The organism is Aerococcus urinaehominis, from assembly GCF_001543245.1.
GTDB classification, from domain to species: domain Bacteria; phylum Bacillota; class Bacilli; order Lactobacillales; family Aerococcaceae; genus Aerococcus; species Aerococcus urinaehominis.
This window is the reverse complement of the sequence record NZ_CP014163.1, coordinates 22,323-38,427: the sequence shown is the minus strand read 5'-3', so window position 1 is coordinate 38,427 and position 16,105 is coordinate 22,323. Positions and strand designations below refer to the sequence as shown.

16 protein-coding genes are annotated in these 16,105 nt (G+C 44.0%); 2 read left to right on the top strand and 14 right to left on the bottom strand.

Features of this window, described 5'->3' with window-relative positions; translation table 11 throughout:
- Positions 1-52: 52 nt before the first annotated feature.
- Positions 53-1,204, top strand: coding sequence for a THUMP domain-containing class I SAM-dependent RNA methyltransferase (locus AWM75_RS00200; protein ID WP_067977165.1), 1,152 nt, complete (start codon positions 53-55; stop codon positions 1,202-1,204).
- 78 nt (positions 1,205-1,282) lie between these two features.
- Here the strand turns inward: AWM75_RS00200 and AWM75_RS00195 are convergent, their stop codons facing one another.
- The 4 genes from AWM75_RS00195 to AWM75_RS00180 form a co-directional block, all read right to left on the bottom strand.
- Entirely contained in the window at positions 1,283-2,308 is a 1,026-nt protein-coding gene (locus AWM75_RS00195; RefSeq protein WP_067977164.1) for a hypothetical protein, read from the bottom strand.
- Between the two features lie 148 nt (positions 2,309-2,456).
- The gene (locus tag AWM75_RS00190; protein ID WP_067977163.1) at positions 2,457-2,873 is read right to left on the bottom strand and encodes a ribonuclease HI family protein; all 417 of its coding nucleotides are present in this window, start codon (positions 2,871-2,873) and stop codon (positions 2,457-2,459) included.
- A gap of 11 nt (positions 2,874-2,884) precedes the next feature.
- Complete coding sequence (locus AWM75_RS00185) at positions 2,885-3,808, bottom strand: hypothetical protein (protein WP_067977162.1); 924 nt, start codon at positions 3,806-3,808, stop codon at positions 2,885-2,887.
- 26 nt (positions 3,809-3,834) lie between these two features.
- Positions 3,835-4,848, bottom strand: a complete 1,014-nt coding sequence (locus tag AWM75_RS00180) for a hypothetical protein (RefSeq protein WP_067977161.1) — start codon at positions 4,846-4,848, stop codon at positions 3,835-3,837.
- A 146-nt stretch (positions 4,849-4,994) separates the two neighbouring features.
- Here AWM75_RS00180 and AWM75_RS00175 point away from each other — a divergent pair, with 146 nt between their 5' ends.
- Positions 4,995-5,516, top strand: a complete 522-nt coding sequence (locus AWM75_RS00175; RefSeq protein WP_067977160.1) for a hypothetical protein — start codon at positions 4,995-4,997, stop codon at positions 5,514-5,516.
- 250 nt (positions 5,517-5,766) lie between these two features.
- On the opposite strand, the gene AWM75_RS00170 is transcribed toward AWM75_RS00175, so the two are convergent.
- The 10 genes from AWM75_RS00170 to fabK form a co-directional block, all read right to left on the bottom strand.
- The gene (locus AWM75_RS00170; RefSeq protein ID WP_067977159.1) at positions 5,767-7,635 is read right to left on the bottom strand and encodes a DUF262 domain-containing protein; all 1,869 of its coding nucleotides are present in this window, start codon (positions 7,633-7,635) and stop codon (positions 5,767-5,769) included.
- A 318-nt stretch (positions 7,636-7,953) separates the two neighbouring features.
- Entirely contained in the window at positions 7,954-8,772 is an 819-nt protein-coding gene (gene accA / locus AWM75_RS00165; RefSeq protein WP_067977158.1) for a carboxyltransferase subunit alpha, read from the bottom strand.
- Positions 8,773-8,776: 4 nt separating this feature from the next.
- Positions 8,777-9,652 carry an acetyl-CoA carboxylase, carboxyltransferase subunit beta gene (accD, locus tag AWM75_RS00160; RefSeq protein ID WP_067977157.1) on the bottom strand — a complete coding sequence of 292 codons (876 nt, stop codon included), beginning with the start codon at positions 9,650-9,652 and terminating at the stop codon, positions 8,777-8,779.
- Between the two features lie 22 nt (positions 9,653-9,674).
- Complete coding sequence (gene accC, locus AWM75_RS00155) at positions 9,675-11,042, bottom strand: acetyl-CoA carboxylase biotin carboxylase subunit (RefSeq protein ID WP_067977156.1); 1,368 nt, start codon at positions 11,040-11,042, stop codon at positions 9,675-9,677.
- 12 nt (positions 11,043-11,054) lie between these two features.
- Positions 11,055-11,519, bottom strand: a complete 465-nt coding sequence (gene fabZ / locus AWM75_RS00150) for a 3-hydroxyacyl-ACP dehydratase FabZ (RefSeq protein WP_067977155.1) — start codon at positions 11,517-11,519, stop codon at positions 11,055-11,057.
- Between the two features lie 10 nt (positions 11,520-11,529).
- Entirely contained in the window at positions 11,530-12,018 is a 489-nt protein-coding gene (accB, locus tag AWM75_RS00145) for an acetyl-CoA carboxylase biotin carboxyl carrier protein (protein ID WP_067977154.1), read from the bottom strand.
- Positions 12,019-12,022: 4 nt separating this feature from the next.
- Positions 12,023-13,264 (bottom strand): beta-ketoacyl-ACP synthase II, encoded by a 1,242-nt coding sequence (gene fabF, locus AWM75_RS00140; RefSeq protein WP_067977153.1) that lies wholly within the window; start codon positions 13,262-13,264, stop codon positions 12,023-12,025.
- Positions 13,265-13,276: 12 nt separating this feature from the next.
- The gene (locus tag AWM75_RS00135; RefSeq protein WP_067977152.1) at positions 13,277-14,008 is read right to left on the bottom strand and encodes a beta-ketoacyl-ACP reductase; all 732 of its coding nucleotides are present in this window, start codon (positions 14,006-14,008) and stop codon (positions 13,277-13,279) included.
- A gap of 3 nt (positions 14,009-14,011) precedes the next feature.
- Complete coding sequence (gene fabD / locus AWM75_RS00130; RefSeq protein WP_067977151.1) at positions 14,012-14,947, bottom strand: ACP S-malonyltransferase; 936 nt, start codon at positions 14,945-14,947, stop codon at positions 14,012-14,014.
- Between the two features lie 152 nt (positions 14,948-15,099).
- Positions 15,100-16,068 carry an enoyl-[acyl-carrier-protein] reductase FabK gene (fabK, locus tag AWM75_RS00125; RefSeq protein WP_067977150.1) on the bottom strand — a complete coding sequence of 323 codons (969 nt, stop codon included), beginning with the start codon at positions 16,066-16,068 and terminating at the stop codon, positions 15,100-15,102.
- Between the last annotated feature and the right edge of the window lie 37 nt (positions 16,069-16,105).

The window sequence follows — 16,105 nt, the reverse complement described above, 5'->3', positions numbered from 1 at the left end:
CCTTTTTTTAAATTAAAAGTAAACGAAACATAATTGCCAAAAGGAGTATCAAATGGATTTTGAAAACATTAAGCTAATTGCCACTGCCGCGGCTGGCATCGAGGCCTTAGTTGGCCAAGAACTACGTGAGATGGGCTACCAGGTTGAAGTAGAAAATGGGCGGGCCCGCTTTACTGGCAATCTAGCTGACATTGCCAAAACAAATATTAATTTACGGACCGCTGACCGCATAAAAATCATTATGGGCGAATTCCCGGCCACCACATTTGACCAACTCTTTGAAGGGGTTAAAGCCCTGCCCTGGGAAGATATTTTACCCATGGATGCCGCCTTTCCAGTTGCTGGCCGGTCTGTTAAATCTAAACTTCATTCCGTACCAAACTTGCAAAAATTAACTAAAAAGGCTATTGTCGACCGCCTAGCCACCGTTTACCATCGCCGGGGTAAATTACCAGAAACAGGGGTGACCTACCCCATTGAGGTCGCCCTCCACAAGGACAAGGCTTTAATTACCCTTGATACTTCTGGCACTTCATTATTTAAACGTGGATACCGGACCGAAAAAGGTGGGGCCCCCCTAAAAGAAAATATGGCTGCCGCCCTGGTTAAATTAACCAATTGGTATCCAGACAAGCCCTTCTACGACCCAACCTGTGGCTCAGGCACCATTGCCATTGAGGCTGCCATGATAGGTATGAACATGGCACCAGGTATCCAACGCCATAATATTAGTGAAGATTGGGATATTTTCCGCCAGCAAGAATGGCAAACTGCCCGCCAAGCTGCGCTGGCAGCCATTGACCAAGATGTCCAATTAGATATTCTAGCTGCCGATATTGACCACCGCATGATTGACATTGCTAAGGCCAATGCTATTGCTGCCGGTGTCGACCACCAAATCACCTTTAAACAGATGCAGGTGGCTGACTTTACCACTAAAAAAGAATATGGGGTCATTGTTGCCAACCCACCTTATGGGGAACGCTTAAACGATGAAGACCAGGTCCACAAGCTCTACCAAGAGATGGGGCAAGTCTATCAACCTTTAGAAACCTGGTCTAAATATATCTTAACCTCAGACCTAGCCTTTGAAGACTACTACGGCCAAAAAGCTACTAAAAAGCGTAAGCTCTATAACGGTGCCCTCAGAACAGACCTCTTCCAATACTGGGGCAAACGACCGCCTAGAAAATCGGCCAAGTAAACTAATTGCTCATTATAAAAAGCCAATCACCAGCACATCTTAGTGATGCCGTCGATGATTGGCTTTTTTATTCTTGTCTTATTTAATATCTGCCTTGACTTGGTCTAACTGCTGTTTAACCTGGTTGCTATTAGCAGCCAGCAATTGGGACCCATCTAATAAACGCTGGTAGACTTGACCTTGGTAGTCTAACTGGCTTTCTTTGACAATTAAATCTAGGTATCCGGCCTGGTTAATTCGCACAGTCATACCATAATCAGCCACACTAATATCAGCCAGCAGGTCAGTCACATCTCCGAAAGTGGTTAAGTGCTCCTGGCCATATTGGTTGCCAGCTTCAGCGATAATCGCTCGATAATTATCTTTGACAAACTGCTGACTTTCAGCCAGTAACTGTTCTTTCGCTGCCTGTGACATATCAAGATGATAAACATGATCCTGGCCATCCAGGTAGTGGGTGACCTGACTGACTTTTGCTCTGGTCAAGTCTCCCCTAGTAAAGTCATTATCTAGCAGGTTGAAGGGGATTTCAATGACTTCCTTAGCCTGCTGCCATTGCTTGTCACCAGCCTGATTTTGACTGGCCTTAACTTCGTAGTAGTGACCACCAATTCTAGCCATGTGGCTATTTGCTTTAGTTTGGCTAGAGTCATCATACTTTGTCACCAGAGCATTATACTGGTCAACTGAGCCAGTAGCTTCAAAAGTCACTTCTTGAGTGGCTTGTTTACTAGCTTGATTGCTATCAGTAAGAATGATAGTGTGACTAAACTGGCCATTATCCAACTGGAGATTCTTGTCAAGGGCGGCTTGGATAAGTTCTAAAACCTTATCCGGATCAACTGGCTGGCCATCTGTTAGACCAGCCTGATAGCTAGCAAAATCAGACTGGTCGATTACTTGACCGCTAAAATCTTGTTGCTGATTGGCTGCGGATTCGGTCTGTTTATCCTGGTTAGCTGGTAGCGCTTTTGATGCTTGAGATTGGCTGCTATTAGGAGTCGCATCATCATTATTAGCCGACTCATTATCAGTTTGATTGCAGGCCGCTAGACAGGCCAGACTGGTCACAATTAGCCCAAATTTTTTAAAATTAATGATCATCTTTCGCATCCTTCTTTCAAAATTAGAATTTTTGTATCTAGGGTCCAGCTAAAAGTGTTCTGAACAGCATAAACAGGTCTATCTTCTGGGTATTAATTGTAACAGCTGGACAGTGGCCCTAGCTGCATACATCAACTATTAAGATATTTTATTGTCTTTTTAGTTTATCTAGGGCCATATGCAAACCCTGACGGGCCATATTATCGGCCCCTCGGTTTTGTTTTTCAGGAATCCAATTAATATATAAGTTATCAAAGTCAGCTAATTTCCTGACCACCTGGTCCAACCAAGGTCGGTAGCTAGCCTGCCTAGTATAATTTTTTTGAACTGCCTGGTAGACCGTTTTAGAATCCGTAAAGATTTGAATCCATTCAGCAAATTTTTCTTTCTTGGCCAGCAGTTCAAGGGCTATCACCAGAGCAGCAAATTCAGCTTGGTGGTTATCAAGTTCTTTAGTCAAGGGAAAAGCCAATTGGTCCTGCTGGCCATCTTCCAGCCAAATTAAACCAATACCTGCCGGCCCCTGCTGGTTTTTAACTGAACCATCAACATAAATTTTAATCATCCAGTCCCCTCCTAACGATATAGCTGCCTTCTCACTTGATTGACCAGGCTGAGTAGGGCTTGATCCCAGTGACTACGTCCTTGGATATTGGCTAAGAGGGCATCAATAATTTGGCCGGGACAAGCCTGGAGCAGGTCAAAATCTGGATAAAAATAGTAGGCCAATAACCGCCACTCTTCCTCTAGCCAAGCTTCTTGACTAGGGTCATCCTGACTAATTTCAGCGATATAGGCCAGACCTTCATTAATATAGGCAGTCAAATCAAGCTTAGCTAAATCACTAGGCTTGATTTCAGCCGGCCGCTGGTTGAAATTAAGGTAATCAATTTCGTTATCATCACCTGCTTCGACCTGGTTAGCCACCAGCTGCAAGAGGTCGCTTCTGAGCAAGCCTTTAGCACCAGCTGCCAGAAATGACCGGGCCCAGCTGACTTGGACCTCAGCCGGTAAATCTGCTAGCAAAGACTGGACCTGGACCTGGTCCACCAAAGACAAAGTATTAACCCGGTCAAGGTATTGGGATAAGCTGGCTGCCAGCTGGTCCTGGTCAGGTCTGACCCCATCCTTTTGCGGCAAGAGATTGGCTAGGGCCTGGTTCACCAGAACAAAAAAAGCAGCCTGACCATGTAGGGTCTGGCCAGTGGCCTGGTCCAAGTCAAAGTTTGCTAGCAGGTTGATATAAGGATAGAGGTCACTTGGATCTTTGAAGATATTGGCCTGGTTTAACCAATCAATGGTCTTAATGATTTCTCCTATCAGTTGGTGCTCAGCCAAAATACTGAAAAAACTGGCCAAATAATCTTCATGATTAATCTGGTAAGCCTTGGCGCAATCAAAGTTTTCTAACATCCCCAGTTTATCACCAGTTATATAGGCTTTGATGCCGGTTCTCAGGTAGCTTTGATAGGCATTAGGCATGTCTAATGGTTTAGTCAAGAAAGTTACTCCTATCTTTACTTAACTTAATGAGTTTGACTAGCAATTTCTGTTTTAACTTGACTCAAAGTCTCCGCCACATTTTTGTCATTACTAATGGCTAATTTGGACCCATATTTAGACGAGGTATATTTTTCCCCGTTGGCATCAATTTGGCTCTCTTGCATCAAGAGATCAAGCTGGCCATCCTTATTAATCCGGACAGTAGTTGCATATTCAGCTACAGCGAAACTATTGACAAGCTCATCAATATCACCCATATTTTCAATAAAGGCTTGGGCCTGCTGGTCGCCGGCGTCGGCAGCTTGTTTCATTTGCTCGTAGTTAACCCTTACTTGGGTAGTAATGGTTTCCAGAATACTGTCCTTGGCAGGTTGTGACATGACAAAACGATACACTTTATTTTCACCGTCTTGATAAGCAGTCACTTGTTCAACCGTATCAGCTGTAACATTGCCCCGAGAAAATTCATTCACCATTAGGTCAAACACAACCCCCTGGCTATCAGCCTCTAATTCATTATTCTGGGTCCACTGCCGCTGGCTCGCTTGATCTGGATCAACCACAGCAGAATAGTAAATACCATCAACAATGGCAGCCTGCTGGCTCGGGCTGGATTGATTAGCATGGGCACCTACTGGGTGGACACTTATCAAGGCATCATAGTCACCAGGATTTTCACCGGTACGTTCAAAGTCAATTTTGGTAAAGTTCTGCGTTTTGGCCCCCTGCATTTCAGCACTCACCAGCGAGTCAATCTGGCCATTTTCTAAGGTCAAGTTCTTGTCTATAGCTGCTTGTGTCTCAGCCAGGGCCTGGTCAAAATCAACCTTTTGTCCTGATCCCAATTGGTCCATATAGGCCTGAAAATCAGCTAATTCCCCGCCTTGGCTCGCTTGGTCTTTTTGTTCACTAGCCACTTCACTAGACGACTGATTGGCCTGGCTCGCTTGGTCATCACCTGACGACCCTTGACCGCAAGCGACCAACAAGCATAAACTAGCAGTAACCAAGCCTAATTTTTTTAATTTAATCATCATCATCGCTCCCCTTAATTATAGTCACTTAATTATACATGATTAAAGTCCAAATAACATGTTAGACCACCCTGCTAGCTAATTTTTTTAAGCGCCTTCAAGCGCAAAACTAGACCACTCTCCAATTAAAAGTAAGGAAAGGATGCCCTATGATTTACCACGAATTGAAACTTGCCCCCCTAAGTGAAGATAGCCGGGCCTGGCTAGCTGAAATTACTGATGAAGATCCCACTTTTAAATTGCGCCGTGATTTTCAACCAGAGATCCGTCCCGGCGTCTGGCAGATATACGATGGTTACTATCAAATTAACGGTCTCTATCCCGGTATTTCCCCCTTTATCAAAGAATATGTGGTTGTTAAGGATGGCCGCATGACTAGACAAGTCCCCTATCGGCAGATTCTAGCCGCCCTAGATGAAATTAAGGCTATGGAAAACCAACGAAAAGACCGTTTACGCCAGCAAATTAGCCAAATCCTTGATACCTTCTATGACCAGGCGCCCTGCCAGGAAGTGGAAGAAATGATTATCCAACAAAAGGATGAGATGGCCATGGCGGATACTTCTCAAGAACTCCTAGCCGGCTTAACTAGCCTACTAAAACAAAAGGATCAAATCAGTAAGCGATTGACTCAATTCTACCAGGCCCGCCACCAGGGGCATGATTGGTAAATAACCATCCACCTAATTAAGCTGAGATTTTCCCCCCACTATTACGCTATAAAAAATAAACCGTCAAACACTTTTGTCACCTAACAATTAAGCGTTTGACGATTTTTTTGAATATATTAAGTTTGCTACTCACAAAATAGTGATGTGTTTTTATGAGAACAAGTCTAAGCACTTGTTTACGCATATAAAGTTTACTATTTAGAGCATTATTTTGGTAGCTAGCACCAGGATAATCGATAACAGCTTTTGACTAAAAAATTTGATATAGTTTTTCGGCTGCCTTTGCTAAAATTTCCGTGCGCCGATTAATATCTTTGATATTCCAATGGCTTTTAGAATCAATCGACTCATCTTCATTAGGAATCGATTTATTTAAATAAAGCGGTGTGCGTAAACCAGTATACTTCTTATTATCTTTAGATTGATAATCACGTTTTGAAGTAAAACTTTTTGCCGATAGTTCAGCATTATAACCTGTTAGGGTTAAATTACCTATTTTGTGAATATGGGCTTGTTGCTCTTTAATAATGTCATCTTCAGAATAATTATCATGTGTATCAAGCATTTCTACCCATTCAGATGATAAGTTTTTGGTTTGCGGCATGATGTGTTCAAGCGTCCATCTTTTTTTATTTTTACCTATCTCCTCATCGAGAGTATCTGGATTCTGTTTAGGATCAAAATATGAGCCATACTTACGTTCTAAATCGATTAAAATAATTCTGGCTGTTTTAGAGTTAACATCATAAATATCTTGCCTTAGTGCGTGGGCAAATTCACTATCACTTACAGCAATACTATTCATTTTTTCTTTAAAGATTTCCAGTGAATCGGATAGGTTAATTTGATTCTCCTTAATTTCTTTAAGAGCTCCTAAAACTTTAGCCCGTATATTTGATGATTTTGGCACAAGTGTAAGGTTACGTCTAACATAATAATTCTTAATATAAGATAAGGTATCTATCATTAAATTTTGATCAATTTGATCATTTAAATACGCTCTCAGCATAAACATAATGAATGGGAAAGCAGTTGTAGCTTCTAAATTATATATTTCAGTTAAATAGGACAAAATCTCTTCAGTGATTTTTGGATTACTAATTATTTCAGCTGAATTAACTAATTTATTATTTATCAAAGAGTAAATTTGGGCATGTTCAGTTAATTCTCTAATATATGGTTCCCCTTTAATACGGAATAATTTTTGATAGGCTTTTAAAGACTTACTTTTAGTAACCGATGAAGATGTTGGGTTTTCAAATGCGTCATAGTTATTTTGTAGAAATTGTGTGATATCACTTGACATAGGTTCAGAGTTATCATCATAAAATATAGAAATTAATGCTAACCATTTTTCTTCTGCTTCATTGGTATCAATAACGTCAACTGCCTTTTCTAAATAATACGATTTCAATAAATCAATTAGGGTAAGTGGTTGCCCTTTAGCATTAAAGGAAGTAAAGATTGTAAAGGCATCAGTTAAATCATCAACCTTAATTCGTAGTAATTCTGCAAATATTAATTTATCATAAAAAGTATTTATTTTTTCTACAGCAAGATTAGTAGGCGAATCATCAATGAATTCACTTTTAAGTAATCCTTGTATATAATCATATCTTTTGCCCATTATGCGATGCTTATGAGGAGTAAATTCTTGTGTGTCAGACATTCTATTAAGAAGATCTTTATAGAGATCGGCGTTTAAACCTCTAAGCTCAAGCGAAGGTTCCATATCTGTTTCATCATATAATAATTGTCTTGGTATATCACTTATTATACGATTAGCTCTTCTACGATTATTTTCATCAATACTATCTTGTTCCGAATTAATGATTAAATCATCTAAAATATCATAAATACCAAGCAGTAATAGAGAAATTGTTGTCAAGCGTTGCTGACCGTCAACTACATCAAAAAAACTTTCATTGTCACTGTTTGGGGTAACTAATAAATTTCCTAAATAGTAACCACGATCCTCATTTAAAATATCAGTAAATAATTCTTCGATATTTTCATTTCTCCATGAAAAATCTCTTTGATAAACAGGAATGATATATTTACTATCTGAATTCATACTGAATATTTCATTAATCTTACGTGAATCAGGTGATAATCTCATATTTTTAAAATCCTCCTTTAATCCATTCTAGGTGATCTAACAAGAAATTTAAAGATCTCTTGTGAAAAGTTTTAATGGACAATAAGATTTAATACATTAAGACTATTGGTGCTGATTTAACTAAATTCTATTGTAACCCGATAAACTTACTGGGATTTAATCCTGTAAGTGAAAAGGCGATGGATTCTATATTCATCGCCTTTTAAAGTTATAATATTTAATTAATATTCTTCATCTAACATATGATAAAAAAGCATACGAATTTATTCTTTAACTCTTCTTTAAACACAAAAAAGCCAGCGTAAACTGGCTTAAATACTAATATTTACGGAAGCGACTAATGCGCTGGTTTACTAATTGGTCAGCCGACCAGGTCGCCATCTCGTCTAAACTGCTGGTAATCAAAGTTTTTAATTGGCGAAGCAGGCGCCGGTTGCTGAGCTTGTCGCCATTGGCCTTGAGTTCGGGAATAATTTTATCAATCACGCCCAGGTCATAAAGGTCGGTGGCAGTAAATTTCATTAATTCTGCTGCTTCATCCTTACGACTGGCATCCTTCCATAAAATCGTGGCAAAGCCTTCTGGCGATAAGATCGAATACATGGCTTGCTCCATCATCCAAACCTGGTTGGCTGTGGCCAGGGCCAAGGCACCGCCTGACCCACCCTCACCAATTAGAATGGCAATGACCGGTACCTTGAGTTGGCCCAGGACCTGCATCGATTGGGCAATGGCTTCTCCAACTCCCCGGTCCTCAGCCTCGGTATCACAAAAGGCACCAGAGGTATTGATTAAGGTAATGACCGGACGGTTAAATTTCTCTGCCTGTTTAAACAGGCGGATTGCCTTGCGGTAGCCCTCGGCATGGGGAGAGCCAAAATTCCTAGCGATATTACTCTCAATGGTATGGCCCTTCTCGGTACCGACAATAGTTACCTTGTGATCACCAATCTGGCCCATACCACCATAGATGGCTGGGTCATCCCCGTAGAGGCGGTCGCCATGAAATTCATAGAAGATATCACATATTTGGTCAATAATTTCCGAACTAGTCAGCCGATCAATACGTCTAGCTGCCTCTACCACCTGGCTAGGTGAAAGGACAGTTTTTGGCTGGTTTTTATTTTCATTACTCATAGCTCTAGCGACCTACTTCCTGGTGGTGGAGATACAGCAACTCAGCTAAAACGACTTGCATCTTCCAACGGGGTACAATCATATCAATAAAACCATGCTTAAGTTGGTGTTCAGCCGTCTGGAAGTTTTCTGGTAATTCTTGGCGGATCGTCTGTTCAATCACCCGCTTACCAGCAAAACCAATCATAGCACCAGGTTCGGCCAGGATAATATCGCCCTGCATGGCAAAAGAAGCTGTGACCCCACCGGTCGTTGGATCCGTCAAAACCGGTATATAGAGCAGGCCAGCTTGGCTGTGCTGGGCCACAGCCTGGGAAACCTTGGCCATCTGCATCAAGGACATGATGCCCTCTTGCATCCGGGCACCCCCTGAAGCAGTAAAAATAATGACTGGCATCCGGTGGTCCAGGGCATATTCAAACAGACGGGTAATCTTTTCCCCCACCATGGCTGACATAGAGCCCATCATAAAGTGTGCATCCATGACACCGATACAAGCTGGATAATTGAGGATGCGGCCCACGCCTGTCACAATTGCCTCGTCTAGACCAGTCTTGTCCTGGGCTGCTTTTTTCTTATCTGCATAGCCGGGAAAGTCCAAGGGATTGTTAATGGTGTCATCAACAAATAATTCCTCAAAGCTGTCATGGTCACACACCATAGCTAAGCGGTCCTTACTGGCCAAGCGAAAATGATAGTTACAATGTGGGCAGACTTTATTATCCCCTAGATCATCACTTAAAACCGTTTGCTTGCAGTTAGGACATTTTTGCCACATTCCATCAGGAATGGTAGGGGCATTATTTTTGTCCACTGGTCGTTTGCTTTGATCATTACGACTAGGTATTTTTATATATGACTTTCGGCGGGAAAAACCCATCACTCAACTTCCTTCCTATCTTCTAAAGCTCCGAGCTGAGCCAGCTTGGCAAGAAGACTTCTTCCAGATAATTATTATTAAATTCACCAGCAATAAAGCCAGCGTCTGCTACCAGGGCAGCCTGCATCCGGGCGTTGGTCTTAACGCCTTGAATATCCAGTTCTGCTAGGGCCCGGCGCATTTTACTGATAGCTTGGTCGCGATCTTCGCCGCGACAGATAATTTTCGCAATCATATTATCATAAAAGGCAGGCATTTGGTAGCCTGGATAAACAGCACTTTCAATGCGCAGACCTAAGCCGCCTTGAGGAAAGTGGATAAAATCGAAGGTGCCCATAGCTGGCATAAAGTTTTGGCTAGGGTCTTCGGCATTAATCCGACACTCAATGGCGTGGCCTTCAAAGATAATATCCTCTTGGTCATAGGAAAGTGGCAAGCCAGCTGCTACCCGAATTTGTTCCGCCACAATATCGACGCCTGTTACTTCTTCGGTAACTGGGTGTTCTACTTGGATGCGGGTATTCATTTCCATAAAATAGAAGTTTTGATCATTGTCAACCAAGAATTCAATCGTCCCGGCCCCCTCATAGCCCACTCCCGCGCCAGCTCGCACCGCTGCCTGGGTGATGGCAGTTCTCGTCTGGTCACTGATAAAAGGCGACGGTGTTTCTTCAAGGACCTTTTGGTGGTTACGTTGGAGGGAACATTCGCGCTCACCCAGGTGGATAACATTGCCTGCCTGGTCACCAATAATTTGGACTTCAATATGGCGGGCAGGTGCAATGATTTTCTCCAAATAAAGGCGGTCATCACCAAAGGCTTGCTTGGCTTCTCTCTGGGCCTCATGGAATTGGTGGTCTAAGTCTGCAGGAGACGCCACCACCCGCATACCCTTGCCACCACCACCAGCCGTTGCCTTTAAAAGCACAGGGTAGCCAACTTTTTGGGCAACTGTTAAGCCCTGGTCAACTGTCGTAATAAAGCCCTCTGAACCAGGTGTTACTGGTACCTGGGCAGCAATCATGGTTTGCCGGGCATGCTGCTTGTCGCCCATTTTGTCAATCACATCGGGGCTGGGACCAATAAATTTGATATTCATCTCCTGGCAGAGTCGGGCGAATTTAGCATTTTCCGCCAAAAAGCCAAAACCAGGATGAATGGCCTGGGCCTGAGTGACATAGGCCGCACTTAGAATGGCCTGCATATCCAAATAAGAATCACTGGACTGGGGGCCGCCAATGCAGACTGCCTGGTCAGCCAAACGGACATGGAGGGCATCGCGGTCAGCGGTAGAATATATAGCCACAGTTGCAATGCCTAGTTCTTGGCAGGTCCGGATAATCCGGCAAGCTATCTCACCCCGGTTGGCAATTAGAATCTTTTCAAACATCTTATCCCTACCTTACACGGTTTGGTCAATTTCAGTAATAATAAAGGTCATTTCGCACTGGCAAACTACCCGACCATATTCATTAGTGATCACGCCGGTTGCATTACCCATCCGCCGTTTTAGTTTATGAATATCCACGGTCACAGTTAAGACATCACCCGGCACGACATTTTCACGAAAGCGCACCTTATCCAAACCAGCCAGATAGGCCGTTTTATTTTCAAAATCAGGCGACAACAATAAAGGAATAGAACCGGCTTGGGCCAGGGTTTCTACCTGCAATACACCAGGCATGACTGGATTACCAGGGAAATGTCCCTGGAAATAATCTTCATTAATCGTCACATTTTTACGGGCAACAACCCGCTTACCTGGCTCCAGTTCATCGACCCGATCAATATAGCAAATTGGATAGCGGTTAGGAATAATGTCCATTATTTCCGCTGCCGTATAGATTGGTTTATTCTCTGCCTTCATACTAGCCTCCTTAAATGATTTCAAACAGGGGTTGGTCATACTCAACCACTTGACCATTTTCTACCAAGACCTTAGCCACCTTGCCGGCTACAGTTGATGGAATTTCATTCATCAACTTCATGGCTTCAACAATACACAAGGTCTCGCCCTCACGCACTGAGTCACCAACTTCTTTAAAGACATCCTTATCCGGAGCTGGTTGTAGGTATACTACCCCTACGATTGGCGACTTGATCAAAGTGCCATTGCTAACAGCAGACTCAGCAGCTTGATTAACTTCTGGCTGGTTTACATAAGTTTGGTCAAGTGAGCTGACACTGCTAGCTACTGGCTGGTCAGTGATATCATTTGGATTTGTTAACATCCCACCAGTAATGATCGGTTTGGGTTCAGTTAGTTTTGAAATACGAATGGCATAATCCTGGTCATTTGCTTCAAATTCCTGAATGCTAGACTGGTCAACAGCCGCAATCAGTTCTTTCATTTCATTAATATCCATATACTTACGCCTCAATCTTCTTAAAACATAGTACAGTGTTATGGCCGCCAAAGCCTAGGGTATTGGATAGGACTACCTGAACATCGGCAGCCCGGCCCTCATTTGGCACATAATCTAAATCGCAGGCTGGATCCTGCTCTTGGTAGCCAACAGTTGGCGGAATAAAACCTTCTTCAATGGCTTTGATGGCTGCGATAGCTTCCACGGCACCTGCCGCACCCAATAAGTGACCAATGGCTGACTTAGTAGACGAAACAGGAATTTTGTGGGCAAGTTCCTCTCCAAAGGCTGTTTTGATCGCGGCTGTTTCCGATGAATCATTAGCTGGTGTAGAGGTACCGTGAGCATTAATATAAGAAACATCTTCGTGGCTCAGACCTGCTTCAGCTAGGGCCAGGTTCATGGCTTTAACCGCCCCCATGCCATCTTCACGTGGGGCTGTCAAATGATAGGCGTCAGAGGTAGCGCCATAGCCAACAAGTTCCGCATAAATTTTAGCACCGCGCGCCTGGGCTGAAGATAGGGATTCTAAAACGAGCATGCCGGCACCCTCACCCATGACGAACCCAGCCCGGTCCTTATCAAATGGAATTGAAGCCCGGTCAGGGTTATCCGTATCGTTTAGGGCAGTCAGGTTATCAAAACCAGCCATCCCGATTTCATTAATAGAAGACTCACCCCCACCGGCTAACATGTAGTCAGCATAACCATGCTTAATGTAGCGGAAGGCTTCACCAATAGCGTTATTGGCAGAGGCACAGGCTGTTACCATGGTCAAAGCCGGGCCATGGAGACCCAAATTCATAGAAATATTGGCTGCGCCCATATTAGAAATGGCCATGGGAACAAAGAGCGGATTCACGCGTTTTGGTCCCTTGTCCAGCATCTTTCTGATAGAGGTTTCAATCTCTTGGATACCACCAATGCCGGTACCGAAATAAACACCAAAACGCTCAGTATCTAAGTCAGCCAGGTTTAATCCAGCATCTTTGATGGCTTCTTGGGAGGCGGCGATGCCATATTGAGAATAGGGATCCATGCGTTTAGCCTCTTTACGGTCCATATAGTCCTTGGCCTTGAAATCTTTAACCTCAGCAGCTAAATTAACCCCCAATTCACTGGCATCAAACTTAGTGATGGGACCAAAGGCATGATTACCAGCCTTGAGACCGGACCAATAAGTAGCTACATCATTACCTAAGGGGGTGATGGCACCCATGCCGGTGATTACAACTCTCTCTGTCATTATAGCATCCTCCTAATTCATGTACATGCCGCCATTGACATCAATGGTCGAACCCGTAATATAAGTCGCTTGGCTAAGGTGGTAGCATACATCTGCGATTTCATCCACCTGGCCAAAACGACCGAGGGGAATCATGGCTAGCATGGCTGCTTTGTTTTCGTTTGGAATGGCATCTGTCATTTCCGTTTCAATATAGCCAGGGGCAATGGCGTTCACTGTGATGCCAAAACCACCCAACTCACGCGCAGCTGTCTTAGTCATACCGATTAACCCAGCCTTAGAAGCCGCATAGTTAACCTGACCCACATTACCAGTCTGGGCCACAACCGAGGCCATATTAATAATGGCACCGGCTTTTTGTTTTAACATGACCTTAGACACCGCCTGCATCATGTTAAAGGCCCCTTTTAGGTTAACCGCTAGGACATCGTCAAAGGCATCAGATTTCATCCGCATCATTAAGCCATCTTTGGTAATACCGGCATTATTGACTAGGACATCAATGCGGCCAAAATGTGAGCGGATTTCTTTAATTGCAGCCTTGGCAAAATCGCTATCAGCAATATCCCCCTTCAAATCGACCACTTGAACACCCTCGGCTTCTAGGGCCTGGATATGGTCAGCTTGAGAACCGGACCGAGAAATAATAGCAATATTATAATTTTCTTGGGCGTAGCGGTGGGCAATGGCGGCACCAATACCGCGCGAACCTCCTGTAATCACAACCGTTTTTTTATCAGACACGAACTAGTCTCCTTTCAAGGCGGCCAAAGTCTTTTCTAAACTAGCCACATCTTCAACATGGTAAGCCTGGACAGACTTATCAATTTGCTTCATAAATTTCATGAGGGTTTTACCCGGTCCCAATTCAACAAAGGTATCTACCCCCTGGTCAATCAGGTAGTCAATGGAATCTTGCCAGCGGACACCCATCATGACCTGGTCGGCTAGACGCGCCTTGAGGTCTTGGTCAGTATGGGGCCGGGCAGTAGTGTTAGAGATAACCGGCTTAGCTAGCGGCTTAAAGTCCTCATCTGCTATATAATCAGCCAATTCTTGGGCAGCTGGTGCTAGTAAGGCGGTATGGAAGGGGCCAGAAACCTGTAAAGGAATCAGCTTACGGACCCCAGCGGCCTGTAATTTTTCGCAGGCTAAATCAACGGCCTGGTTGTCGCCGCCAATGACAATTTGTTTAGGTGTATTATAGTTTGCCGGGGCAACATAGCTACCCAGTTGGTCGCGACAAGCAGCACAAATTTCTTCAATCAAGTCACGGTCAGCGTTCATAACCGCCACCATCTTGCCGACCCCATTCGGGACGGCATGAGCCATAAAGCGCCCTCTATTTTGGACAATCCGCACAGCTTGGTCAAAATCCAAGACACCAGCAGCAACTAGGGCCGAGTACTCACCTAAACTAAGGCCGGCCAAATAGTCAGCCTCAATCCCAGCCTGATCTAGCAAATGGTGGATGGCGGTTGAGACGGTTAAGATTGCCGGTTGGGTATATTCAGTTAAATGGATTTTCTCAGTCTGGTTAAAACATAGGTCCTGCATATCGTAGCCAACCACTTGACTAGCCCGGTCAAAGTAGCTGGTTAATTCTGGATAAGCAGCCAATAAATCCTGGCCCATGCCGGTATATTGGGCACCTTGGCCAGAAAACATAAAAGCTAATGTCATAGTCTCCCTCTCATTTATAGTTAATGTGTTTATAAAATAAAGGTAGTGTTACCTCTTGGTTCCACTACCTTTTCTTTTGACGCGGCTATCCAGCTTTAAGCTAGATATCCCCTTTATTAAGCCTAATTGCTAGTTATAAATTATTAAACTAGCTAAATATCATCAGACTGCCATAACTTGGCCTGGTCCATGATGGTGGCTTGGCAAACACGCATGTAGGATTGGATAATTTCCTCGCAAGACTCCTCTTCTTTAATCAAGCCAGCAATCTGGCCTGCCATAAAGGAGCCCCGGTCTAAATCACCATCTACCACTGCGCGCCTAAGGGCACCAGCACCTAAAGTCGTTAACTGACTGAGATCAGGATTTTCTTGGCCAGTCAATTGTTTTTCTAGGGCGAGATATTCCCGGGTCAATTTATTACGAAGTACACGGACGGGGTGGCCAGTTACTTCACCGGTTACAACCGTGTCAATATCCTTGGCCTTAAAGATCCGCTTTTTAAAGTTAGGGTGGGCATTGGACTCTTTGGAGGCTGCAAAGCGCGTCCCCACCTGGATACCACAGGCACCCAGGGCAAAGGCTGCTGCCATCCCCCGGCCATCACCGATACCCCCGGCAGCTACTACCGGAATAGATACGGCATCAACAACCTGAGGGACTAGGGCCATGGTCGTTTGCTTACCAATATGGCCCCCAGCCTCCATACCTTCTACGATAATGGCGTCAACACCATCTTTTTCCATCCGCCGGGCTAGGGCCACCGACGCCACGACTGGAATGACCTTGATACCAGCCTGGTTAAATTGGTCCATATATTTACCTGGGGAACCTGCCCCCGTTGTTACGGTAGAAATCCCGGCCTGGCATAGGTAGTCCACCACCTGGTCGATTTCTTTATTTAACATCATCACATTAACGGCGAAAGGTTTATCTGTTAAGGTTTTTACCTTTTCCACCTTGGCCTGGATCATGTCAACCGAGTCGTGGCCAGTTCCGATTACGCCAAGTCCACCGGCATTGGAAACTGCTGACGCTAAGTCAGCGTCAGCTACCCAAGCCATGGCGCCTTGAATAATGGGATACTTTACACCTAATGTTTGCCAAAAATTTGTCTTCACGGGATGGATCAACCTCTAACTATTAACTATCTGTTTT